The organism is Corallococcus macrosporus DSM 14697 (assembly GCF_002305895.1).
Classification (GTDB): Bacteria; Myxococcota; Myxococcia; order Myxococcales; family Myxococcaceae; genus Myxococcus; species Myxococcus macrosporus.
The window spans coordinates 3467459-3491041 of sequence record NZ_CP022203.1; the positions used below are offsets into that span (position 1 = coordinate 3467459).

General features: G+C 70.5%; 23 protein-coding genes. 11 read left to right on the top strand and 12 right to left on the bottom strand.

Annotated features, from left to right (window positions below):
- Nucleotides 1-98 precede the first annotated feature (98 nt).
- Complete coding sequence (locus MYMAC_RS14555; RefSeq protein ID WP_013939518.1) at nt 99-650, top strand: isochorismatase family protein; 552 nt, start codon at nt 99-101, stop codon at nt 648-650.
- A gap of 6 nt (nt 651-656) precedes the next feature.
- On the opposite strand, the gene MYMAC_RS14560 is transcribed toward MYMAC_RS14555, so the two are convergent.
- From MYMAC_RS14560 to MYMAC_RS14585, 6 genes are all read right to left on the bottom strand, one after another.
- Entirely contained in the window at nt 657-1529 is an 873-nt protein-coding gene (locus tag MYMAC_RS14560) for a metal ABC transporter permease (RefSeq protein WP_013939519.1), read from the bottom strand.
- A complete protein-coding gene (locus MYMAC_RS14565; RefSeq protein ID WP_095958537.1) occupies nt 1510-2322 on the bottom strand; it encodes a metal ABC transporter ATP-binding protein in 813 nt (270 codons plus the stop codon). The genes MYMAC_RS14560 and MYMAC_RS14565 overlap by 20 nt, the downstream gene beginning before the upstream one ends.
- Complete coding sequence (locus MYMAC_RS14570; RefSeq protein WP_095958538.1) at nt 2309-3151, bottom strand: hypothetical protein; 843 nt, start codon at nt 3149-3151, stop codon at nt 2309-2311. The genes MYMAC_RS14565 and MYMAC_RS14570 overlap by 14 nt, the downstream gene beginning before the upstream one ends.
- 3 nt (nt 3152-3154) lie before the next feature.
- Complete coding sequence (locus MYMAC_RS14575) at nt 3155-4084, bottom strand: metal ABC transporter substrate-binding protein (RefSeq protein ID WP_095958539.1); 930 nt, start codon at nt 4082-4084, stop codon at nt 3155-3157.
- Between the two features lie 17 nt (nt 4085-4101).
- Nucleotides 4102-5427 carry an OprO/OprP family phosphate-selective porin gene (locus MYMAC_RS14580; protein ID WP_239989530.1) on the bottom strand — a complete coding sequence of 442 codons (1326 nt, stop codon included), beginning with the start codon at nt 5425-5427 and terminating at the stop codon, nt 4102-4104.
- Nucleotides 5428-5540: 113 nt separating this feature from the next.
- Entirely contained in the window at nt 5541-5966 is a 426-nt protein-coding gene (locus MYMAC_RS14585) for a hypothetical protein (RefSeq protein WP_013939524.1), read from the bottom strand.
- A 136-nt stretch (nt 5967-6102) separates the two neighbouring features.
- Between MYMAC_RS14585 and MYMAC_RS14590 the strand changes: the two genes are divergently transcribed.
- The 6 genes from MYMAC_RS14590 (at nt 6103) to MYMAC_RS14615 (ending at nt 12214) form a co-directional block, all read left to right on the top strand.
- The gene (locus MYMAC_RS14590) at nt 6103-6432 is read left to right on the top strand and encodes a Rieske (2Fe-2S) protein (RefSeq protein ID WP_239989531.1); all 330 of its coding nucleotides are present in this window, start codon (nt 6103-6105) and stop codon (nt 6430-6432) included.
- Between the two features lie 102 nt (nt 6433-6534).
- Entirely contained in the window at nt 6535-7092 is a 558-nt protein-coding gene (gene folE, locus MYMAC_RS14595) for a GTP cyclohydrolase I (RefSeq protein ID WP_013939526.1), read from the top strand.
- Nucleotides 7089-8513 (top strand): FAD-binding oxidoreductase, encoded by a 1425-nt coding sequence (locus MYMAC_RS14600; RefSeq protein ID WP_095958542.1) that lies wholly within the window; start codon nt 7089-7091, stop codon nt 8511-8513. The genes folE and MYMAC_RS14600 overlap by 4 nt, the downstream gene beginning before the upstream one ends.
- Before the next feature lie 200 nt (nt 8514-8713).
- On the top strand, nt 8714-9460 hold the full coding sequence (locus tag MYMAC_RS14605; RefSeq protein ID WP_013939528.1) for a sigma-70 family RNA polymerase sigma factor: 747 nt from the start codon (nt 8714-8716) through the stop codon (nt 9458-9460).
- Between the two features lie 97 nt (nt 9461-9557).
- A complete protein-coding gene (locus MYMAC_RS14610; RefSeq protein ID WP_095958543.1) occupies nt 9558-10355 on the top strand; it encodes a tetratricopeptide repeat protein in 798 nt (265 codons plus the stop codon).
- Entirely contained in the window at nt 10352-12214 is a 1863-nt protein-coding gene (locus MYMAC_RS14615; protein ID WP_095958544.1) for an AMP-dependent synthetase/ligase, read from the top strand. The genes MYMAC_RS14610 and MYMAC_RS14615 overlap by 4 nt, the downstream gene beginning before the upstream one ends.
- Before the next feature lie 126 nt (nt 12215-12340).
- Here the strand turns inward: MYMAC_RS14615 and tatA are convergent, their stop codons facing one another.
- Together tatA and MYMAC_RS14625 are read right to left on the bottom strand one after the other, a co-directional pair.
- A complete protein-coding gene (gene tatA, locus MYMAC_RS14620) occupies nt 12341-12580 on the bottom strand; it encodes a twin-arginine translocase TatA/TatE family subunit (protein ID WP_095958545.1) in 240 nt (79 codons plus the stop codon).
- A 76-nt stretch (nt 12581-12656) separates the two neighbouring features.
- Nucleotides 12657-13682 carry a sensor histidine kinase gene (locus MYMAC_RS14625; protein ID WP_095958546.1) on the bottom strand — a complete coding sequence of 342 codons (1026 nt, stop codon included), beginning with the start codon at nt 13680-13682 and terminating at the stop codon, nt 12657-12659.
- A 153-nt stretch (nt 13683-13835) separates the two neighbouring features.
- Here MYMAC_RS14625 and MYMAC_RS14630 point away from each other — a divergent pair, with 153 nt between their 5' ends.
- From MYMAC_RS14630 to MYMAC_RS14640, 3 genes are all read left to right on the top strand, one after another.
- A complete protein-coding gene (locus MYMAC_RS14630; protein ID WP_013939533.1) occupies nt 13836-14243 on the top strand; it encodes a response regulator in 408 nt (135 codons plus the stop codon).
- Nucleotides 14244-14339: 96 nt separating this feature from the next.
- Entirely contained in the window at nt 14340-14663 is a 324-nt protein-coding gene (locus MYMAC_RS14635; protein ID WP_013939534.1) for an SCP2 sterol-binding domain-containing protein, read from the top strand.
- A gap of 125 nt (nt 14664-14788) precedes the next feature.
- Nucleotides 14789-15961, top strand: coding sequence for a CaiB/BaiF CoA transferase family protein (locus MYMAC_RS14640; protein ID WP_095958547.1), 1173 nt, complete (start codon nt 14789-14791; stop codon nt 15959-15961).
- Here the strand turns inward: MYMAC_RS14640 and MYMAC_RS14645 are convergent.
- The 4 genes from MYMAC_RS14645 to MYMAC_RS14660 all read right to left on the bottom strand — a co-directional run bounded on the left by MYMAC_RS14645 (nt 15927) and on the right by MYMAC_RS14660 (nt 22085).
- Nucleotides 15927-17156 carry a hypothetical protein gene (locus tag MYMAC_RS14645; RefSeq protein ID WP_095958548.1) on the bottom strand — a complete coding sequence of 410 codons (1230 nt, stop codon included), beginning with the start codon at nt 17154-17156 and terminating at the stop codon, nt 15927-15929. The genes MYMAC_RS14640 and MYMAC_RS14645 overlap by 35 nt on opposite strands.
- Nucleotides 17157-17248: 92 nt before the next feature.
- The gene (locus tag MYMAC_RS14650; protein ID WP_095958549.1) at nt 17249-17845 is read right to left on the bottom strand and encodes a MarR family winged helix-turn-helix transcriptional regulator; all 597 of its coding nucleotides are present in this window, start codon (nt 17843-17845) and stop codon (nt 17249-17251) included.
- A complete protein-coding gene (locus tag MYMAC_RS14655) occupies nt 17845-20985 on the bottom strand; it encodes an efflux RND transporter permease subunit (protein ID WP_095958550.1) in 3141 nt (1046 codons plus the stop codon). The genes MYMAC_RS14650 and MYMAC_RS14655 overlap by 1 nt, the downstream gene beginning before the upstream one ends.
- Nucleotides 20986-21020: 35 nt before the next feature.
- Nucleotides 21021-22085 (bottom strand): efflux RND transporter periplasmic adaptor subunit, encoded by a 1065-nt coding sequence (locus MYMAC_RS14660; protein WP_013939539.1) that lies wholly within the window; start codon nt 22083-22085, stop codon nt 21021-21023.
- 346 nt (nt 22086-22431) lie between these two features.
- On the opposite strand from MYMAC_RS14660, the gene MYMAC_RS14665 reads away from it, so the two are divergent.
- Nucleotides 22432-23571: an acyl-CoA dehydrogenase family protein gene (locus MYMAC_RS14665; protein ID WP_013939540.1), complete on the top strand. Its 1140-nt coding sequence runs from the start codon at nt 22432-22434 to the stop codon at nt 23569-23571.
- Nucleotides 23572-23583 lie beyond the last annotated feature (12 nt).

The following is a 23583-nucleotide window of genomic DNA, read 5'->3' on the forward strand; positions in this document are numbered from 1 at the left end:
TGTCACCGGCTGGAAGTCCTCGCCGTGGGGGCGTCCACCATCAGCGCTGGCGGCTCCCGCCGCTTGACGGGCCCGCGCCGTTCGCGCGAGGAGGGGGCATGCCCACCTTCCGCCTCAAGCAGGACCAGGCCGCGTTGCTCGTCGTGGACATCCAGGAGCGCCTGTGCGCCGCCATGGACCGGGACGCCTTGGACCGGATGCTCAGCCGCACCTCCGCCGCCATCGAGGGTGCCCGCGCGCTGGGGCTCCCCATCCTCCTCACCGAGCAGTACCCCAAGGGGCTGGGCCCCACGCACTCGCTGCTCCGCATGCGCGCGCTCAAGGACGTCAAGCCGGTGGAGAAGCTGGAGTTCAGCGCCGCCGTGCCGGACGTGCTGGCCGCGCTCGGCGGGCGCACGCAGGTGCTGGTGGTGGGCATGGAGGCGCACATCTGCGTCTTCCAGACGGTGCGCGACCTGGCCGAGCGCGGCCTGTCGCCGTTCCTGCTCGCGGACGCCGTCCTGTCCCGCGCGCAGGAGGACCGGCAGGTGGGCCTCCAGCTCTGCCGCGACGCGGGCGCGCACGTCGTCACGGTGGAGGCCGCCCTGTTCGACCTGCTCGGGCGCGCGGGGACACCCGAGTTCAAGCAGGTCTCCGCCGCGGTGCGCTGAGCCCGCTCAGCGCGCCTTCTGCACGGCGTGGACCAGCATCCGGACCACGGTCGCCACGGCCACCATGGCCGCGGCGAACACCGTCTGCGAGCCGCCCACCGGGAAGTCGTAGAAGAAGGCGAAGAGGTAGCCCCCCACGCCCGCGATGGCGCCGAACACGGTGGCGACGAAGAAGGTCCACGGCAGCCGCAGCTCCAGCATCAGCGCGGCGATGGCGGACAGCGTGGAGAAGGCGAACACCGGCAGCGCGCCCAACGCGCGGGCGCACACGCCCACCATCACGCCGATGCTGACCATCAGCACGCCGTCCAGCAGCCGCACCGGCAGGCCCTGCACCAGCGCGCCCGTCCGGTCGAAGCTGGCGAAGGTGATGCCCCGGTACCACCAGAGCTGGATGAACATGACGCCCGCGCCGGCGATGGCCACCGTGTGGAGCTGCTCGGGCGTCACCAGCACCGCCGTGCCGAAGAGGATGCCCTGGATGTCGTGCGCCTCCTGGGCGATGCGGTCACCCACGAGCACCGCCGCGCCGCCCGCCAGCGCGTAGGCCAGGCCCAGCAGGCTCTCCCGCGTGAGGCGCAGCTTCGCCGGCTCCGTCATCAGCAGCAGCGTGGCCAGCAGCGCCAGCGCGGTGGCGCCCAGCACCGGCTCCACGTGCGTGCCCAGGTGGATGGCGGCGTAGAAGGCCAGGGCCACGCCCAGGCCCGCGGACTGGGCCACGGCGGCGCTGACGAACACCATGCGCCGCAGCACCACGTACACGCTCAGGAAGCCCAGCACGCCGCCCGCGATGAGCGCGCACAGTAGCGGATCTCGGAACAGGTCGAACGCCAGGTGGAACTGCTCCCACTTGGACGGTTCAGCGAGCGTCGTTTCCACGGTGAGGTCCCAGGGGCGCGCGGTGGCAGTACTCGTCGCCATACTGGCGGCGGAAGGCGGGGTGACAGAAGACGGTGCGGGCATCGCCCACGACGAAGGCGGACGTCTCGCGGTCCACGAAGACGAGCACGTCCGCGTGCTCGGCGGCGACCTCCAGGTCGTGGCACACCACCACCACGCCCAGGCCCCGCTCACGCGACAGGGTGCACAGCCGCTGCATCGTCTCGCGCTCGGCCACCGCGTCCATGGCGGCGGTGGGCTCGTCCAGCAGCACCAGGTCCGCCTCGGTGGCCACCAGCCGCGCCAGCAGCGTGCGCTGCTTCTGGCCCTCGGACAGCTCCCGGTAGGGCCGCGCCGCGAAGGCCTTCGCGCCGGCCGTCTCCAGCGCGCTCTGCACCGCCTGCCGGTCCGTCTTCCGGGCGAAGGGCCACAGGAAGCTCCACCCGCGCAGGCGGCCCCAGGCCGTCAGCTCCCCCGCGCGCAGCGGCAGCAGCGAGTCGATGGCGGACGTCTGCGGCACGTAGGCGCTGCGCACCTGGGCCGAGGCCCGGGAGATGGTGCCGGACACCGGCGGCAGCATGCCCAGCAGCGTCCGGAACCAGGTGCTCTTGCCGGAGCCGTTGCGGCCCACCACCGCCACGAACTGGCCGCGGCGGATGGTCAAGTCGATGGGCGGCAGGAGCGCCTTGCCGTCGTAGCCGATGACCAGCTTCTCGCAGGTGAGCAGCGCGTCGCCCGGTGTGAACGTGGCGGGCACCGCATGGGGGCGGTCCGCGGACTCATCGGTCTTCACGCTGGACCTCCGCTTGGGGCTCCAGGGTGGCCAGCGCTTCCACGATGGCGGTCCGGACCGCGGCGTTCTCCGCCGCGTTCAGGTCCACCACGCCGTCCGCGCCAGGCGTGGTGGCGCTCCAGTCCACCGCGTCGAACAGCGCGGGCGAGAGCGCCAGGCGCAGGGCCAGCTTCACGCGCGGCTTGTTCTCCCGGTCCGAGGGGATGTCGACCGTGCCCCGCAGCACCAGCAGCGGCGCGTCCGTCGCCGTCAACGCGAGCCGGAAGCGGCGCTCGCCATGGAGGCGCGGCGTGGCGCGGCTGTCGCGCACGGCGCCTTCCAGGTCCACCGCCGCCACGTCCCACTGGTAGCGGGTGACCTGGGTGCGGCCCAGCTCACAGGACGGCTCGCACTCAGGAGACAGCGTCTGGTCCGCCAGCAGGTCCAGGTCCGCGTCCACGTGGAGGCTGGCCACCGTGGCCTCGGCGCCGCCGCCACCGCCGTCCAGCTCCGCCTGGATGTCCTCGTAGTCCACCAGCGCGCCGTCGTCGCGGTGGCAGTGGCCGTTGTGGCAGTTGGTGTAGCCGGGCGGTGGGTTGGCCGGGTCGAAGGTGGTGGGGCCGCTGGCGCCGCCGCCGCCCACCAGGTCGATGTGCTCCACGCCCAGCGCGGCGCCATCCAGGCGAAGCTCGAAGTCGGAGGCCAGCCGCTGGAAGCCATTGCCCACGTCGCGCGTGGCCACCGGCGTGTAGTCCGCACGGACGGTGGGCTCCAGCACCGCGAAGCTCTCTCCGGGCTCCAGCGCGCAGCCGGACAGGAGGAGCAGGGGAAGGAGGAGGCGCGTCCTCATGGCTCAGGTCCCCTTGCCAGCGAGCCCCTTCTCCAGGCGCTCGACCATTTCATTGATGTGCTGGAGGTACGTCTCCTTCGCCTTGAAGTCCGTGCCGCCGTGCAGGGTGACGAGCGGCGCGGGAATCTTCGAGGCCACCAGCCGCGCGGTGGTGTCCGGGTAGTAGCTCTCCATCAGCACCATGCGCGCCTTGCGCTGGCGGCCCTGGGCCAGCACGCTCGCGACGTGCGACGGGTTGGGCGGGATGCCCGGCTTGGGCTCCAGGTAGGCGATGGTGTCGAAGCCCAGCCAGTCCGCCAGGTACGCCATGGTCCGGTGATAGGCGATGACGGGCTGGCCCTTCATGGACGCCATCCGCTTCTCCCAGTCCGCGCGCGACTTCTCCAGCTCCGCGGTGAAGGTGGCCAGGTTGGCGCGGTAGGCCTGCGCGTTCTTCGGGTCCAGCTGCGCCAGCCGGTCGGTGATGCCGCGCGCGACGGCCAGCGCCTGACGCGGGTCATAGAGGAAGTGCGGGTTGCCGCCGGGGTGGACGTCTCCCTGGCCCCGGTCCACCTGCACGGTGGGGACCTCCAGCAGCCTGGCGAACTGCGAGGCCACCAGGTAGCCCGGGCTGCCCACGAGAATCCTCGGGTTGCGCGCGCCCACCTGGAGCGTGGGGAGCCAGCCGACCTCAAGCTCCAACCCGATGGCGATGAGCAGGTCGGCGCGGTTGAGCGCCAGCGCGAGGTTCGGCTTGGCGTCCACGAAGTGCGGGTCCTGGCTGGACAGCGCCAGGGCCTGCACCTGCACGTGCTTGCCGCCCACGGCCTTCGTCAGCGCGGCCAGGTCAGGCAGGGTGGTGACGACGTTGAGGTCCGCGCGAGCGGGGGCGGCGACGAAGAGGGTGAGGGCGGCGCACACGGCCGCGAACAGTCGGGAGAGACGCATGGTCATGACTCCTGCGAAAAGGGTTAGAAGGCGTGGGCGCCGTGGGCGCCCGTCACCAGCTCGAGCGCGAGCATGAGGGAGTAGCCGGCTTCGTCCCGCCAGCGGGCATCGTCCCGGGCGGCCTGGAGGCGCAGCCGGGAGAACTCGGTGGGCCAGAAGGTGACGTTGGCGGACACGCGGTTGCGCGACTCCGTCCACTCCGGGTCCAACGGGTCGGTGACGCGTTCGCCCCCTTCGCCCCGCGCCGCCGTGCCCAGCTCGTAGCGCAGCGCGGTGGCCCAGCGCGGCGAGAAGCGCCACGCGGCCTGGGCGTAGGTGTTGAAGTCCGTCAGCACGTCGCCCGGCACCTGGCGGCGGCGGTAGTAGGCCTCCGCCTGGAGCGTGACGAGCGTGGTGTTGTAGGCCTGGGTGATGGGCCGGTAGCGCAGGTACAGGTCCGTGCCGAACACGTCCGAGCGGTTGCGGTGGCCGGTGGGGTTGGGGCCGGTGGCGGTGGACAGGCCCCACATCAGGGACACGTCGTCCGACAGCGGGAAGAACTGCTTCACCGCGCCGGTGGCCTGCAAGTCCAACGGGGACTGCACGCGCTCGCTCTGGGCGCCCAGGAAGCTGCGCGCGGTGGCCTCGCCCGTGGCGTCCGTGACGCTGCCAAGCACCTCCACGTACCACGGGAGCGGGGCCAGCCAGGACACCTCGGCGCCCAGGCCGCGGTTGCCTTCCGCGCCGAAGATGCGGCCCACGGCGAAGGGCTGGTCCACGAAGTCCCAGGAGTGCGGGTGCGTGGGGTTGATGCGGCCGAAGCGCGTGAGGAACTGACCCGCGCGCACCTGGAGGTTGTAGGGCAGCGCCAGCGTGGTGCCGTAGGCCTCCTCGATCTCCACGCCGAACTGGCTGAAGACGATGTTGCCGTCGAAGCGGAAGTAGGGGTCCACCACCGAGCCGATGGACAGCTCGAGCTGCTGGAGGTTGAAGCCGTTGCGCGTGGGGTCATGCGCGCCGCTCTGCAAGGGCTCCTTGTCCGTGAAGGCCGCGGCGGCGACGTCCAGGATGAAGCTCAGGTCCAGGAAGTTCGCGTTGGGGTTGGTGTTGTTCACCCCGGGGATGGACAGCGCGGAGCCGCTGCCCGGCAGCGACGACGGAGGCGCCGCGGTGCCGGTGGGCGCGCTCTGCTGCGCGGCCGCGGCGTCGCTGCCCAGCGCCTTCTCAATCTCCTCCAGCTCCTCGGGCGTGAGCGCGGGCGCGGCGTCTTCCGGCGGCGGTGCCTGCACGGGCGCGTCCGCGGGCGGCGCGGCCGCGTCCTGGGCGCTGGCGCCGCTGGCGAACAGGAAGGGGGACAGGGAAACGGCCATGAGAGCGCCGTGAACACGGCGCGAACGGATTGCCACCTGGGATGCTCCTCGAACGGGGCGCCCGCGACGCGGCCACGCCCACCCATCACCTGACAGACCTCACACGACGCACGTCACGCGTGCGCGGGAGGCGAGGCCTTGGGGGCGGTGTCGAGGATGGAGAGGGGCGGCTGGACGCGGGGCGGCGCGGTGGCCGGGCGGCTCACGGCGAGCAGCGTCAGCACGAGCGACGGCCGGTAGGGTGTCAGCAGCTCCGGCCGGGAGCCGGACGTCACCAGCGGGCATTCCTCGTGGGTGAGGGCCGCCGAGTCCGCCACGGCTTCGGGTTGGGCGGACAACTGGGGGCTCAGCTCGATGGCCAGCCGTGACAGCCGGGCCCCGGTGCCAAGCGCCGTCTCCTCGAAGGTCTGATGCTGCGGACAGAAGCGATGCGCGTGCTCGTCCTGCGCGTGCATCAGCGCGCCCAGCGGCTGACACAGCCACAGCGCGACGAGCAGCGTCGCGGTGCAGCGGGCGAAGGTGTGGGCTCGCTGATTCATCGGAAGGGACGGTTGCCCGGGTGCTCTAATGACGCGGCACGGCGGGTGTCAAGGCACGGTATCACGCTCTTTTACGTCCGGGTGGGGATGTGTCGGCCCCGGGTGGACGTTGGGGACTGCAGGGATGAACGGACAGATGGACGGCGGATTCATTCCAGTCGCGACGCTGGACGTGCTCGACGCAGGCGGCCGCGCGGTGGTGCAGGTGGACGGGGTCGCGGTGGCCCTCTTCCGCGTGGGGGAGGAAATCCTCGCGGTGGCGGACGCGTGTCCCCACCGGGCCGGCCCCCTCTCCGAGGGCGACCTGGTGGGGGACGTGGTGCACTGCCCGTTGCACACCTGGCCGTTCGACCTCCGCTCGGGGCTGTGCACCCGGCATCCCGGCGTGCAGGTCCGCACCTACGCGGTACGGATTCAGGGAGCGCACATCCTCGTGTCCGCATCGGGTAGGGTCCCAACCCCCTGAGTGTCGGCCTCTTCCAGGAGCGATTCCGCTGTGACTTCGTCTCGAGCCCGCCGCAAAGCCCCCGCCGCCTCCGCCCCCGCCGCTGCCCCGGATACGGCGGCCATGGCGCGCGCCGTGGCGGACTTCCTGCGCGCCGCCGGTCTGAACCTCCAGGACGTCCACCTGTCGGAGACGCCCGCGCGCGTGGCCGAGGCCTGGACCTCCGAGTTCCTCGACGGCTACGGCCGCACGCCAGAGCAGGCGCTGGGGGAGGCCTTCCCCGTGCCGCCCGGGTCCTCCGGCGAGCTGGTGGTGGTGACGGACCTGCGCTTCCACTCCATGTGTCCGCACCACCTGCTGCCCCTCACCGGGCGGGCCCACGTGGCCTACGTGCCCGGCAAGCAGGTGGTGGGTTTCGGCCGGTTGTCGGCGCTGGTGGACTGCTTCGCGCACCGGCTCATCCTCCAGGAGGACCTGGCGCGCGAGGTGGCACGCTCCCTGGCCCGGGTGCTGGGCAGCCCGGCCACCGCGTGCATCATCGAAGCGGAGCAGGCGTGCCTGCGCCTCCGGGGCGACAAGCAGCGCGACGCCGTCACCCACGCGGAGGCCTATGAAGGCGCGCTGCGGCGCGACGGCCCCCTGCGCCGCGAGCTGTGGGCCCGGCTGGGGGCCCGGCGATGAGCGCGCCCGTGCCGGGGCCCCGCGTGGCGCCCGAGCGCGTGGCCCGGGTGCGCGAGGCGCTGGCCGCTGTCCTGGCCCCGGAGCAGCTCCGCGTGGACGAGGCCGCGCTGGCCGCCTACGCCCGGGACGAGTCCGACAGCGGCGTGTACGCGCCCGACCTCGTCGTCTTCCCCGCGGATGCGCGCCAGGTGTCCGAGGTCTTCAAGGTCTGCGGCGCGCACGGCGTGCCCTTCACCCCTTGCGGCGCGCGCAGCGGCAAGAGCGGCGGCTCGCTGCCCCTGCACGGTGGGGTGGCGGTGAGCCTGGAGCGGATGAACCGCATCCTCTCCATCTCCCCGGAAGACCTCACCGCGGTGGTGCAGCCCGGCGTCATCACCGGGGACCTGATGAAGGCCGTGGAGGCCGTGGGCCTCTTCTATCCCCCGGACCCCAACTCCTGGGAGCAGTGCACGCTGGGCGGCAACGTGGCGGAGAACGCCGGCGGCCCTCGCGCGCTCAAGTACGGTGTCACGCGTGACTATGTCATCGGGCTGGAGTGGGTGCTTCCGGACGGTGAGGTGGTGCGGGTGGGCCGGCGCACCATCAAGGGCGTGGCGGGGTATGACCTGGTGGGCCTCTTCGTCGGCTCGGAGGGCACGCTGGGGGTGGCCACCGAAATCACCGTCCAGCTCATCCCGCTGCCGCGCGAGGTGCTGACCGCCCTGGTGGTGTTTCCGTCCGTGCTGCACGCCGCGCGCGCGGTGTCCGCCGTGCTCGCCGCCGGCATCCTCCCGCGATGTCTGGAGCTCATCGACGACGTGGCCCTGCGCGCGGTGGATGGACGCGGCTTCCAGTTCCCTCCAGGCGCGGGCTCCGCCGTCATCGTGGAGGTGGATGGCAACGGCCGCGAGGGCCTGCTCACTGAGCTGTCTCAGTTGGGTGACATCTGTGCTGCCCAGGGCGCCACGGAGACCTTGGTGGCCCAGGACGCCTCCCAGCGCGAGAAGCTGTGGGCCGCGCGCCGGGTGATTTCCCCAGCCCTCCGGGCCCTCAAGCCTCGCAAGATTTCCGAGGACATCGTCGTGCCCCGCTCGAGGATTCCCGAGGTCATCGAGCGGCTGAAGGCCATGGGCGCTGAGCTGGGCCTCACCGTGGCCACATATGGCCATGCGGGTGACGGCAACCTGCACGCAAACATCCTCTATGAGGGCGCCCACCAACGGCCGCTGGTGGACGAGGCCCTGCGGCGCATGCTGGTGATGACCGTCGAGCTGGGAGGCACCATCACCGGCGAGCACGGGGTGGGCCACGCGAAGCGGGAATATCTTTCGCTGGAGCAGTCCCCCGCGCTCATCGACCTGCAGCGCCGGCTCAAGGCCTTCTTCGACCCATCAGGGCTGCTCAACCCGTCGAAAATCTTCCCCGCGCCCAAGCGTTCTTGATTCGTGGCCGACGCGGCTCGTTTTCGTCCTGGCGTCGAGCGGCTTACCGTCCAAGTCGTGGGAAGGGTTGGGAATGCCGCGCGAAATGCTGAATCGGATCTGGAATGAGAAACCCTTTCGCTCGTTGCGCGTCTTAGTTCCAGGTGGACGCGAGGCGGCGGGGGAGAGCGCGTCCGGCATCAAACGGAGGACGGGAAATCATGGCCAATTCGACGAAGTACGCAGCGGAAGGCCTGTCGAGCTACCTTCGGAACCTGGGCGGGCACCAGCAGCTGACGCGCGAGCAGGAGTACGAGCTCGCTCGCCGCGCCCGCAAGGGTGACGAGTCCGCGCGGCAGACGCTCGCCAGCTCCAATCTGGCCTTCGTTGTCGCCGTGGCGAAGAAGTTCGCCAATCGCGGCGCGCGACTGGATGACCTCATCCAGGAGGGCAACGTCGGTCTCATGAAGGCGATTGAGCACTTCGACCCCAAGAAGAACGTGCGCTTCGCCACGTATGCGGTGTGGTGGATTCGCGCCTACATCACCCGGTACCTGAAGGACAACCGCAGCCAGGTGCGCGGCGGTGAGGCCGAGCGCGGCAGCATGGTGGACTTCTCGCTGGACGCCACCATCGACGAGGACGGCGAGACGACCTTCCTGGACCGACTGGAGGACAACAGCCCTTCGCCTCAGCAGGTGTTCCTGTCGCACGAGCAGGACAGCGAGATTCAGGAGGCGCTGGCCAAGGTGCGCAAGCGCATTGGCGACCTGGGCTGGGACATCCTCCAGGAGCGGCTGACGCAGGACAAGCCGCTGACGCTGGAGGAGCTGGGCCAGCGCTGGGGTGTGTCGCGCGAGCGCGTGCGCCAGGTGGAGCTGAAGACGAAGAACTTCCTGGAGCGCTACCTGCAGGCGTTCAACGAGAACGAGGAGCACCTGGGCGAGCAGGCCGCCGACGCGGCGTGAGCGCCCGGACAGGAGCCTCCCCACCCGGGAGGGCGCGCCATCGAGGCGGGACGGACCGAGTCACTTCGGGCCGCTCCCGCCTCTTGTCATTTGGCGGATGTTTGACCGCCCCTGGTTTGCTAGCGAGCAAACGTGCGTGCTAAGCCCCGCGCTTATGCGCCCGATTTCATTTGCTTTGTGCCTGCTCCTGAGCCTGCCTGCCTGGGGGGCTGACGCATCCCTGCTGTCCGAGCTTGACGGCCTGTACGCGAAGCGCGGCGAGCCGGGCGGGGAGAAGGCCTACGAGGGCGCCCTGAAGACGGCGCTGGACGCCGCGCCGGAGGACTACGAGCTGGTCTGGCGCAAGGCGCGCATCCTCCAGTGGCAGGCGGATGGGGCGGCCAACGAGAAGCTGAAGAAGGTGCTGGGCCGCCAGACGTGGGACTGGGGTGACAAGGCCGTGAAGCTCAACCCCGCCCGGGTGGAGGGCCACTACTACGCGGCCGCCGGCATCGGGGCCTACTCCCAGGCCGTGGGCGTGATGAAGGCGTTGGGGGAGGGGCTCGAGGGCAAGTTCAACGAGCGGCTGGACAAGGCCATCCAGCTTGATCCGGACTATGACCGGGGCGCGCCGCTGCTGGCCAAGGGCCGCTACCACTACGAGCTGCCCTGGCCCAAGCGCGACCTGGCGAAGTCCGCCAGCCTCTATGAGAAGGCCAGCGCGAAGCACCCGCAGATGCTGCGCGCCTACTACTTCCTGGCGGAGACGCTCCTCAAGGACGGCAAGCCGGAGAAGGCGCGCGAGGCCATTCAAAAGGTGAAGCAGGGCAGCGTCGCGTACGACCCCGCGGAGGGGCGGCGCGTGAAGGAGTGGTCCAAGAAGGTCGAAGCCGACATCGAGAAGGAGCTCAGATGAGGGCAGAGAATCAGGTGGCGGCTCCCGCCACCGCGGGGGGGGATGCGACGCTGGTCCAACTGCTCATCCAGCGCGCGAAGAACGCGTCGACGGTGGGCGCATGCCACAAGAAGGACGGCCGCTGGCACGACGTCACCTTCGCCCGGTTCCTGGACGAGGTGAAGGCGCTCTCCGCGGGCCTGGTCGCCCAGGGGGTGAAGCCCGGGGACCGGGTGGCCATCTTCGCCAACACCAGCCTGCAGTGGCTCATCTGTGACGTGGCCATCAGCGCCGCGCAGGCCATCACCGTCCCCATCTACGCGTCCAACACGCCGGAGGAGTGCCGGTACATCCTCAACCACTCCGAGACGACGCTCGTCTTCGTGGACAACGACGAGAAGGACGCCCGGCAGCCGGGCCGGCTCACGCGCCTGCGCCAGAAGCTCCCGCAGTGTCCTTCCGTCCGCCGCGTCGTCGCCTTCGAGGGCCCCGTCGCCGGTGGCGCCGAGCTGTCCCTGGCAGACGTGGTGACGCAGGGCCGCGCCGAGCACGCCGCCCGGCCGGACGACTTCGAGGCCCGGGTGAACGGCGTGTCCATGGAGGACACCGCCGCCATCATCTACACGTCCGGCACCACGGGGGACCCCAAGGGCGTCATCCTCACGCACCAGAACTGGGCCTACGAGGCGAAGGCCGCCCAGTCGGTGGGGATGATGGTGCCCGGCGACTCGGTGATGTTGTTCCTGCCGCTGGCGCACGTCTTCGCGCAGGTGGTGAAGGCGGCCTGGCTGAGCATGGGCTACCGGCTCGTGGTGGCCGAGTCGGTGGACAAGCTGCTGGCCAACCTGGCGGAGACGCGCCCCACGGCGTTGCCCTCGGTGCCGCGCGTCTTCGAGAAGGTCTACAACAACGTCGTCACCAACGGCTCGGCCACGCCCGGCCTCAAGGGCCGGCTCTTCCGCTGGGCCTTCAAGCTGTTCGACGAGTACGTCGAGGCCCGTCAGCAGGGCCGCGAGTATTCCTCGCTGGGCTTCGCGCTGGCGAAGAAGCTGGTGTTCTCCAAGGTGCACGCGACCATCAGCGAGAAGCTGGGCGGCAACATGCGCGTGTTCATCTCCGGCGGCGCGCCCCTGTCCCCGAAGATTGGCTACTTCTTCGACCTGCTGGGCCTCAAGGTGCTGGAGGGCTACGGCCTGACGGAGACCTCCGCCGGCACCACCATCAACCGCGAGCACCGAATCAAGATTGGCAGCGTGGGCGCGCCCCTGCCGGGCACGGAGGTGAAGATCGCCTCCGACGGCGAAATCCTCATCCGCGGCCCGGGCGTGATGAAGGGGTACTACAAGAACCCCGAGGCCACGGCGGACGCCATCGACGCGGAGGGCTGGTTCCACACCGGGGACATTGGCGCGCTGGACGCGGACAACTACCTGCGCATCACCGACCGCAAGAAGGACCTCATCGTCACCGCGGGCGGGAAGAACGTGGCGCCGCAGAACCTGGAGAACGCGCTCAAGACGTACCCCATCATCAGCCAGGCCATGGTGTACGGCGACAAGCGGCCCTACCTGGTGGTGCTCATCACCGTGTCGGAGGAGGGGGCGCGCAAGCTCCTGCAGGATCAGGGCGCCCCGGTGGGCAGCTCCGCGGACAACGCCCGGCGCCCGGAGGTCCACGCGGCGGTGAAGGCCGCGGTGGACCAGGTCAACGCGCAGCAGCCGCCCTACGCCACCCTCAAGCGCTTCACGGTGCTGGAGAACGACTTCAGCCAGGAGACGGAGGAGCTGACGCCCAAGCTCAGCGTCAAGCGGAAGGTCTGCACCCTGAAGTACAAGGCGCAGCTCGACCGGATGTACGAGGGCACCGCCGTCATCGACTGACGGGCCCCGTCCGGCGCGGGAAATGCGAACGCCCGGCCCACCCCTGCTGGCGGGGGTGGCTCGGGCGTTGCGCGCTCCAGGGCACTGTTCACGCACTTCCGGGCAGCCAGGCCACCCGGAGGCGGCTCAGACGTGGCCGCTGGGCGTCTGGCTCTTGGCGACGTCGTTCTGGACGCCGGTGCTGCTGGACAGCGAGCCGCCGGCCTTCTTGTCCGCCTGGGCCTCGTCGCCCTCGCCGCCGAACCCCCGCTTGAAGTTGCGGATCGCGCTTCCCAGCGAGGAGCCGAGCTGAGGCAGCCGCGACGCTCCGAACAGGAGCAGCAGCACCGCCATGATCAGCAGGATTTCCATTCCCTTCAAACCCATCACTCGACTCCTTCGCGAAGACGCCAAGGAGCATACCGACGGGCGTCGCCGACCGCCAGCAAGACCGGTGGGCGATTCAAGCCTGCATGGTTGCTGGAGAACCGAGCGCCGCCGTGGGGGCCTGGGCCAGCGTGAGGAAGAGGGTGCTGCCCCCCGGGTCCGCCTCCACGCCCACGCTGCCGCCATGGGCCTCCACTTCCTGCCGGGCCAGGTAGACGCGCAAGGGGTCCTCCAGCCGCTTCTCCCGGAAGGCGCGCTCCTCGCGCTGGAAGACGGCGGCGGCGTCCTCGTCCGTCAGGGGGGCGCCGTCCCGGCGGACCTCCACGCGCACCCGGGGCGGGAAGGGGCGGATGCGCACGCGGATGACCTCGCCCGGCTGGGCGCGCGCCAGGTGGTACTGGATGAAGGACTCCAGGGCGTGCTGGATGCGGGCCCCGTCCACGACGACGTCCGGCACCGCGTCCGCCGGGCCCACGTCCAACACGAGCGCCACCTGGGCCGCGGAGGCCGCGGCGCGCTGCCGCTCCACCGCCGCGTCCAGCAGGGGCAGCAGCGACTGGCGCTCCGGCTCACAGGGCAGCGCGCCCAGGTCCGCCCGGCTGGCGTCGAAGAAGTCCTGGGAGAAGGCCAGCGAGCGGTCCGCGTTGCGGAGGATGGTCTCCAGGCCCCGCTGCACCTTGGGCTCCAGGGGCACCCGGCCGTTGAGCAGCAGGGCCGCGTACGAGCGGACGTTGGCCAGCGAGCCGCGCAAGTCATGGGACGCCATGGACAGGTAGCGCACGCGCCGGCGCACCCCGGCCTCGTCCCACGCCAGGGGCTCGGTCCACAGCAGCAGCGCGCCGTCCTCCAGCGCCTCCTCGCCCGCCCTCAGCACCTGGCCGTCCCGCTCCCACAGGCCGCCGCTCCCGGCGCGCCGCTGGAAGCCCGCCGCCGCCATCAGCTCCGGCAGCGAGCCCACGCGGGCGGGCAGCACCTCCAGGCCGAGCTGCTCCAGCAAGGAGCGGCCGAGCAGGCGCGGGGTGCCTCCGCGCGGCAGGAGCAGGAGCCCTGGTGCCGCCATGTCGCCTGCCTTCAGCTCCCCCGGGCTCGCCACGTTCCACACCCCCAGTCCATCAAGTCACGGAAAGGGTGGGCAGTGACTGTCGGTTTTGCAACGTGGGCCCATGTCCGGCGGCGTGGGCGCATTTTCTTGCGCCGCCGCGTGGGAGGATGGTTGAAGAATCCCAGCGTCGCACCTCGGGAGACTGCCCTGACCTTGCACAATGCACAGCATGCGGGCGCCCCGGTCGTCCTGGTCGTCGATGACGACCCGGACATCCTGGAGGCCCTTTCAGAGATTCTGGAAGCCGAAGGCTTCGAAATCCGCCGGGCGCGGAACGGGAAGGAGGCGTTGGAGCGGCTCGAGCCCGAACCCCCCAACCTCATCCTCTTGGACCTGATGATGCCGGTGATGGACGGGTGGGAGTTCGCCCAGCGGATGCGGCAGAAGCCGCCCGAGGTGGCGCGCATCCCGCTCATCGTCCTCAGCGCGGACCGGAACGTGGGCAGCAAGGCCTCCGACATTGGCGCGGTGGGCCACCTGGCCAAGCCCTTCGAGCTCAACGACTTGTTGGACATGGTTCGCCGCTCGCTGAACCCCGCCGCCGCGTCCACCAGCGCGTGACATCCGCCGCATCCGTGGCTTGACCTGCCAGGGGGCCGCCATTACGGTTTCCCCGGCTTTGACTTTCAAATCAACGGTCAGTCCAAGGAGTGTGGCATGAACGCGAAGGACATCATCGAGAACCAGATTCCGGAGTCCCTCAAGGCGAAGCCGGAGCTGGCGAAGGAAATCAACGCCGTCATCGTGTTCGACGTCTCGGGTGAGGGCGGCGGGAAGTGGACGCTGGACACCACCAAGTCGGAGGGCTGGGTGACGGAAGGCGCCGCGGATGGCGCGAAGATGACCATCAGCGTGAGCAACGACGACTTCGTGAAGATTCGCGAGAAGAAGCTCAACGCGCAGATGGCGGCCATGCAGGGCAAGCTGAAGTTCAAGCCCATGGACATGGGCCTCGCGATGAAGCTCGCGAAGCTGCTCTAATCCCCGGCGGACCGGAGCGAGGCGGGCCTCCCGCCCGCTGGCTTCTGTCGCATGCGGCGCGTCTCCTTCACAGGGGCGCGCCGCAGTCGTTTCCACGCCCCGACGCTCACCTTCGAGGAATGCCCATGTCGTCGCTCCCGCTTGCTGGCCTGCGTGTGTTGGACCTGTCCCGCCTGCTGCCCGGCCCCTATGCCACCCTGGTGCTGGCGGACCTGGGCGCCACCGTGGACAAGGTGGAGGAGCCGGAGGGCGGGGACTACGTCCGGCAGATGCCCCCCCTGCGGGACGACGTCAGCGGCCTGTTCTACGGCCTCAACCGGAACAAGCGCTCGCTCACGCTGAACCTGAAGCAGCCCGAGGGGCGCGACGCGCTGAAGCGCCTGGCGCGCGGCTACGACGTGCTGGTGGAGAGCTTCCGCCCGGGCGTCATGGACAAGCTGGGCGTGGGCGAGTCCGTGCTGCGCGCGGAGAACCCCCGCCTCATCTACTGCGCCATCACCGGCTACGGGCAGACGGGGCCGGACCGGCTGAAGGCGGGGCACGACTTGAACTACGTGGCCCGCGCCGGCCTGCTGGGCTACGGCGGCGAGCCCGGCGGCGCGCCGGCCTTCCCCGGCGTGCAGATGGGGGACATTGGCGGCGGCAGCCTCTTCGCGCTGGTGGGCATCCTGGCGGCGCTGCACGAGCGCGAGCGCACGGGGCAGGGCCGCCTCGTCGACGTGTCCATGACGGATGGCGCGCTGGCCTTCCTCCACATGCACCTGGCGTCGCGCCTCTACCTGGGGGCGGAGGGCGCCGCGCTCCAGCGGGGGACGGAGGCGCTCAACGGCGGCTACGCGTGCTACGGGCTGTACCGCACGGCGGATGAGCGGTGGCTCGCGGTGGGCGCGCTGGAGCCCAAGTTCTTCGCCGGCGTGTGTGAGCGGCTGGGGCGGCCGGAGCTGCTGGAGGACGCCTATGCCCCGGGGGCGCCCGGCGCGCGGGTGAAGGCGGAGCTGACGCGCCTGTTCGCCGAGCACCCGCTGGCGTACTGGCGGGAGCGCTTCGCCGGCTCGGACCTGTGCATCGAAGCGGTGGCGGAGGGGGACGAGGTGCTGAGCGACGCGCAGCTCCAGGCGCGGGGCCTGTTCGTGGAGGCGGAGGACGCGGCGCTGGGGCGCAAGGTGACGCACCTGCTCACGCCGCTGCGCCTGGGCCCCACGCCGCTGCGCGCGCCGCCCGCGCTGGGGCAGCACTCGCGGGAGATTCTGGAGGAGGCCGGCTTCAGCGAGGCGGAGCGGGCGCGGCTGGGACACTGAGCCCGGCCTCGCGCCACAGCGCCTCGCCGCGCGCGGCGTGGCAGGTGTCACCCACCAGGTCCAGCGCGAGCTGGGGCTGCCGCGCCGCCAGCGCCGGCAGGTCCTCGAAGGCCCCCGCGTCCTCCAGCCGGCGCACGGTGTGCTCCAGCGCCGCGCGCGCGCGCTCCACCGTCTGGCGCTGGGCCTTCGTGGGGCGCCAGCCCGTGTCGTCCCGGTAGCGGCCCAGCGTCTCCAGCAGGTGCCCCTGGAACTTCAGCATCTGCACCAGCAGGGGCAGCCGGTACGCGAAGGGCGCGGTGGCCAGGGCCGCCTCGTACTGCCGGCCCTCCGAATCCAGCCGGTACAGCAGCACCTCCAGCTGCGCGTCCAGCCGCTTGCGCCACGCCTTGCGCACGGAGGGGTGGCGCGCCCAGCCCGTGACGGCCTGGAAGTAATGGAGGCCCCCGCACGGGTGGGCGTAGATGCCCTGCTTGCGCTTGGGCACCTGCGCCTGTCCCGCCCGCATCCCCGCGGACAGCTCGGCCTGGGCGGCTTCGAGCGCGGCGAGCGCGCTGCGCATCACCGCGTCGATGCGCACCGTCGCGCCCTCGCCGTTGCGGAAGGTGGCGCCGGGCTCCAGCGCCAGGGCCAGCGCGTCCAGCGTCCAGGCGCTCTCCGGGTTGGCCACGAGGGCAGGGCGGAAGTCGTGCTTCAACTGGTCCACCAGCGCCTGCACCGCCACGGGGCCCCCGGGGGTGTCGAAGCGGTGGGACAGGGGGTACCCGGCGCGCAGCAGGCTCTTGATCTGGAGGGCCGGGTGGGGCTCCACGGGCGTGCCGTCCGGCGTCCGGGCGTCGAAGAAGAGGCGCTCGCGGGCGGGCGCGGTGTTCGGCTGGGGCGGCGCGCGGCGCAGGTAGCGCGCCAGGATGACGTTCGCCGCGGGCTGGCCGCCGCGGGCGCGGAAGTCCCGGCCGTCCAGCACCAGGCCATGGGCCAGGGCCCACGGGTTGGCGGGCTCGGAGGCCCACTGCCTGCACCGGGAGGCCAGCAGGGGGAAGATGTCGGGGGGCGGCGTGGTGTCGGGGGCGCGGCGCAGGTCGGCGGAGCGCGGGGACCGCATGGCCGCCGGCCAGGGCTCATCCGCGCGCGCGGGGTCGGGCGCCGCGGCGCTCAAGCCCAGGGTCAGGCTCACGAGGAGGGAGGCGGTCATCGTCATGCGGGGTGCAGCCTACTGGAGACGCCGGGGCCCTCACGACGTGAACGCGCGCCGGCTCCGAAAGAGGGGCCGGCGCGCGTTGAAAAGGCTGCTCAGCCCGCCTGGGAGTCGTCGTCGGCCGCCTCGGCCTCGGCCGTCAGCCGCGCCAGCATCCGCTCCAGGATGCCGAACACGGCGTCCCGGTCCTCGGGGCCCATCAGGTCCAGCACGCGCCGCAGGCTCGCGTCCAGGCCCCGGTCGATGCGGGCGAAGACGTTGCTGCCCGGCTGGGTGAGGCGCACGACGACGGCGCGCCGGTCCTCCACGTCACGGGTCCGCTCCACCAGGCCCATGCTCTCCAGCCGGTCCACCACCCCGGTGATGGTCTTCCGGGTGATGCCCACCCGCTGGGCCAGGACGCCCACCTGCACCGGACCGTCGTTCCCCAGCCACGACAACGCATGCATCTGCGTGGGCGTGAGCTGGAGGTCCTCGCAGATGCCCGCCAGCGGGTTCTTCAGGGAGCGGTAGCGGCTGAACTCAATCAGCAACGCGTGGAGGCGCCGCGACTCGGGCGTGGAGGCGTCCACCTCGTCCTCCAGACCGTGGCTCTCCTCGGAGCCGCCGTCCTCGGGGAGGTCCTGTCCCTCCGCGCCCGCGTCGCCTCGCCGGTTCGCGAGAGCGGCCGGTCTGTCCTCCGGCCGCCGCATCAAGCCGTCTCCACCCGGGCCGCGGCGGCCACGGAAGGCGCGTCAGCGTCGTGCTTCGGACCCACCGAGTGCGGCGTGCCCGAGGCCTCGCCCGGACCCTTGCGCTTCTTGAACTTCTCGATGAGCTGGTCCATCAGCGAGTACACCACCGGCACCACGCCCAGGGTGAGGAACGTGGACGTCACCAGGCCGCCGATGATGGTGATGGCCATGGGCGCGCGCGTCTCCGCGCCGTCACCCTTGGCGACCGCCACCGGAATCATGCCGGCGATCATCGCGATGGTCGTCATGAGGATGGGGCGCAGACGGACAGGCGCCGCCTGGAGCAGGGCCTCGGTCGCCGTCTTGCCTTCCTCACGCAGTTGCAGCGTGAAGTCCACCAGGAGGATGCCGTTCTTCACCACCAGCCCCATGAGCATGATGACGCCGATGAGGGCGAACATGGACATGGCCTGGCCGGTGATGAGCAGGCCGCCAATGGCGCCGATGAGGGCGAAGGGCAGCGACATCATGATGGTGAAGGGGTGGATGAAGCTCTCGAACTGCGCCGCCAGGATCATGTAGATGAGGACGATGCCCAGCAGCAGGGCCGAGCCGAAGGCCGCCACCGACTTGCCCATCTCCTTCGCGTTACCCTCGAAGTCGTAGATGACCGTCTTGGGCAGCTCCTTCGCCGCGTACTCGTTGAGGAAGTTCATGCCGTCGCTCAGCGCGTAGCCCGAGGCCAGGTTGGCCAGCAGGGTGATCTGCCGCTTCTGCGACTCGCGGTCGATCTGCACCGGGCCGTCGGCCGGGGTCACGGACGCGAAGTTCCGCAGCTCCACCAGCTGGCCCGTGGTGCTGCGCACGGTCAGCTTGCCCAGCGCGTCGGCGGAGGCCAGCGTCCGGGTCGGCAGCGCCAGCTTGATTTCGTACGTCTCGCCGCCCTCGCGGTAGTCGCCGAACTTGTCCTTGCCCAGGAAGGCGCGGAGCGTGGTGCCCAGCGAGGCCGCCGGCACGCCCAGGGCGGCCGCGCGCTCGCGGTCCACCTTGACGTCGTACTGCGGCTTGCCGGAGCGGAACGTCATGTCCACGTCCACCAGGCCCGGGTTCTTGCGCATCTCGGCAATCACCTTGTCGGCGGACTTCACGACCTCGTCCCAGTCGTCACCGCGCAGGTTGAACTGGATCTGCTGGGTGCGGGCACCGCCACCGCCGACGGCCGCCACATCCTGCACCGTGACGACGACGCCGCTGCGGGGCTTGATGGCGCCGCGCAGGTACGTCTTCAGCTCGCCCTGGTTGAAGCCGCGCTCCTTCAGCGGCACCAGGTTGATGAGCAGCTCGCCCTTGTGCACCTCCTCCTGCACGCCGCCGCCGGCGGTGGCGAAGGTGGAGTCGATGCCGGGCAGGGCGCGGACCTGCGCGTCCAGCGCGTCCAGCTCCGCCTGGGTCTCCTGCAGCGTCGAGCCGATGGGCAGCTCCACCGCCAGCTTGATGTTGCCGTTGTCCTGCTCCGGGATGAACGTGAACTTCAGGAAGCCGGCCATGAAGAAGGTGAGGAAGAGCACGCCCACGGCGACCACCAGGGTGATGGCCCGGTGCCGCAGGATGCTGGCCAGGATGTTGCGGTAGCCCGTCTCCGTGGCGACCAGGACCTTCTCCACCGCCGCGGAGAGGCCCTTGGGGCTGCCGTGGTGGCTCAGCATGCGCGACGACAGCATGGGCGTGAGCGTCATGGACACGGCGTAGGAGATGAGCACCGCCACGGCCACTGTCACGCCGAACTGGTAGAAGAACATGCCCATCATGCCGTCCATGAAGGCCACGGGGATGAACACGGCGACGATGGCGAGCGTCACGGCGAACACCGCGAGCGCGATCTGCCCGGCGCCCTCGAGCGCCGCCTGCATGGGCGTCTTCCCCTCTTCCAGGTGACGGACGATGTTCTCGATGACCACGATGGCGTCGTCGATGAGCAGGCCGATGGACAGCGTCAGCGCCAGCATCGTCACGACGTTGAACGTGAAGTTCAGGGCCGCCATGACGGCGAAGGTGCCCACGACGGACACCGGCAGCGCGATGGCGGCCACCAGCGTGGAGTTCAGGTTGCGCAGGAACACCAGCACGATGAGCACGGCCAGGAAGCCGCCGAGCACCAGGTCGAACTGCACCGCGGCGATGGACGAGCGGATGAACCGCGAGTTGTCCGTCACCATCTCCGTGCGCACGCCCTCGGGCAGCAGGCTGTTGACCTCGCCCAGGGACTCCTTGATGGCCTCGGCCACCTGCACCGTGTTGGAGCCTGACTGCTTGCGCACCACCAGCGCCACGGCGCTGCGGTCCCCGCTCTTGGCGCTGGAGCGCGCCTCCTCCGGGCCGTCCACCACGTCCGCCACGTCACGCACGCGCACCGGCGCGCCGTTGGGGCTGGCGATGATGATGTTGCGCAGCTCGTCCACGCTCTTGGCCTCGGACGTGAGGCGCACCACGCGCTCACGGCCGCCGTCCATGGTGCGGCCGCCCGGGACGTCCAGGTTCTGCGCCCGCACGGCCTGGCTCACGTCGCTGACGGCGAGGCCAAAGCCCCGCAGCCGCTCCGGGTCCACGACGATCTGGATTTCACGCTCGCGGCCGCCGACGACGTCGATGCTGCCCACGCCCGGCTGCCGCTGGAGCGCGGGCTTCACGACGTCCTCGGCCACGCGCGTCATCTCCTCGATGGGGAGCGCGCCGGACAGCGACAGCGTCATGATGGGCGCCGCGCCGATGTCGAACTTCTCCACCACCGGCGTCTCAATCTCCGCCGGCAGCTTGCTCAGCGTGGCCTGGACGCGGTCGCGCACGTCCTGGGACGCCACGTCCACCTCGGTGTCCAGGGTGAAGCGGACGACGACCTGGGACACGCTCTCCAGGTTGATGGAGCGCAGCTGCTCCACGCCGTTGAGGGTGTTGAGCGCCTCCTCCAGCGGGTCGCTGACGTTCTTCTCCATCGACTCCGGGTCCGCGCCGGGCAGCACCGTGGTGACGGTGACGACGGGGAACTCCACGTCGGGGAACTGGTCCACGCCGATGCGTGGGTAGGCGTTGATGCCAAAAACGACCAACGCGAGCATCAGCATCGCGGTGAAGACAGGGCGGGTGATGAATGTCTTGAGCATTCAGGGGCTCCGAACTTGAAAGGGGAGGGCAGGCGTCACTGCACCACGCGGACGGCCGTGCCCTCCTTCACGTCCAGAGAGGAGTCGGCGAGCACGCGCTCGTCGGCGCCCAGTCCCTGGAGGATGCGGACATAGCCAGGCAGCACCCGCTCGACGCGCACATCCCGCTTGCGCACCGTGCCGTCCTGCACCACCCACACGAAGCCCTCCTGCCCCCGGGCGCTGACGGCCTGGGTGGGGAGGAAGAGGCCCTTGTCGTCGGCCTCGCCCGCGGTGGAGAAGTCCAGCTCCACCAGGGCGCCGGGGCGCAGCGCCGTGGAGGGCTCGCCCACCACGTCCGCCAGGACCTCCACCGTGCGGTTGGTGGCGTCCACGACCGCGCCCACGACGGCGACCTGCACGTCGAAGCGCGCGCCGCTGGGGCTCAGCGTGCCCTGCGTCTTGCTGCCCACCTGGACCTTGTCCACCACGGACTCGGGGACCTGCGCGCGGACCTCCAGCCCCGTCGTGTCGACGATGCTGAAGACCGGGGTGGAGGGCGTCATGGCCACCGAGTCACCGACGTTCTTCGTCCGGGCGGTGATGACGCCGTCGAAGGGCGCGGTGATGGAGTGGTCGCGCAGCATCTCCTCCGCCAGCTTCAGCGACGCGGCGGCCTGGGCGGCCTGGGCGGCGGCCTGCTTCTGGGCAATCACCGCCTGGTCCAACCCGGCGGCGGCCACGCCACCGGACTCCGCCACCTTGCGGGTGCGCTCCAGGGTGCTGGTGGCCAGCTCCAGCCCGGCGTCCGCCGCCTGCTTCACGGCCCGCGCCTGCTCCACGTTGATGTAGACGTTGGAGGCGTCCAGCACCGCCAGCACCTGGCCCTTCTTCACCTTGTCACCCACCCGCACGTTCATCTTGGAGATGGTGCCGGTGGCCTGGGGGCCGAGGACCGCCTCGTTCTTCGAGCGGATCTGCCCCGTCACGCGCGTGACGTCGGCGCTCAGCTCCGTGGACGGAGCGATGGCGCGCACGCCCAGGGCCGCGGGGCCCGTCTGCTCGGGAAGGGCCGGCTTGTTGCCGGCCTTGCCACAGCCCGTCGTCACCACCGCTGCCATTGCCGCGGCCATCCACATGCGTCGAATCACGGTCGTCCTGCTCCTGCCGGTCACGGGGCATCTGTCCCCAGGGAGACACTTCCGCGCCGGCTTCTACATGGAAATTCTGCGCCCCGGAAACTACAGCCTCTGAACTGTCTGTCAAGGGGATACTCCGGGATGCGGACTATCTCCTCTCCGGCACGTCTAATGCCCGACCGCGGAGCGGGCAGGGGAAAATGACACGGCGCGGGACGTGTGTCCCTTGGCCACGGGGAGGGGAACTGTGTGCCGAGGTGGCGGTGCTTGTGGCACCTGGAGGCGCCTGTTATTGACTTGAGAATCAATCCTTTCGCGAGGACACCCCATGCCCCACCCATTCACAGAGGAACACGAGGCCTTCCGCAACACGGTGCGCAGCTTCGTGGAGAAGGAGATGACGCCGCACAGCCTCGAGTGGGACCGGGCGGGCATCTTCCCCAAGGAGTTGTTCAAGCAGGCGGGCGAGCTGGGCTTCCTGGGCATCAACCACGACCCGAAGTACGGCGGCAGCGGGCTGGACTACTGGTACGTGACGGTGTTCGCGGAGGAGCTGAGCCGCAGCCTCAACGCGGGGGTCAACATGGCGCTGCTGGTGCAGAGCCAGATGGCCACGCCCATCATCAACGAGATTGGGACGGACGAGCAGAAGCGCGAGTTCCTGGAGCCGGCGCTCAAGGGTGAGAAGATCGCCGCGCTGGGCGTGAGCGAGCCGGGCTGCGGTTCGGACGTGGCCAGCATCAAGACGACGGCGCGCCGGGACGGGGATGACTACGTCATCAACGGCTCGAAGATGTGGATCACCAACGGCACGCGGGCGGACTTCATCACGCTGGCGGTGCGCACGGGCGAGGCCGGCTACGGCGGCATCTCCCTGGTGACCTTCCCCACGGACGTGAAGGGCTTCGGCGTCTCCAAGAAGCTGGACAAGGTGGGCAACCTGTCCTCGGACACGGCCGTCCTCTACTTCGAGGACTGCCGGATTCCGGCCCGCTACGTGCTGGGCGAGGAGAACGAGGGCTTCTACCACATCATGACCAACTTCCAGGGTGAGCGCCTGGTGGGCGCCATCACCACGGTGGCGGGCATGGAGCGGATGGTGGAGGACTCCATCCAGTACGGCAACGAGCGCGAGGCCTTTGGCCGGCCGCTGATGAAGTTCCAGGTGTGGCGCCACAAGTTCGTGGAGCACCTGACGGCCATCGAGGCGGCCAGGCGGCTGACGTACCACGCGGTGGACCTCTTCGACCGGAAGGAGAACCCGGTGAAGGAGGTCTCCATGGCGAAGCTGTTCGCCGGTGACCTGGCCCAGCGCGTGGCCTACGACTGCCAGCAGTTCTACGGCGGCATGGGCTACGTGGAGGAGACGGCCATCGCCCGCATGTGGCGCGACGTGCGCCTCATCACCATCGGCGGTGGCACCTCCGAGGTGATGAAGGAGATCATCTCGAAGATCTACGGCTTCTGAAAGCCGCGCCGC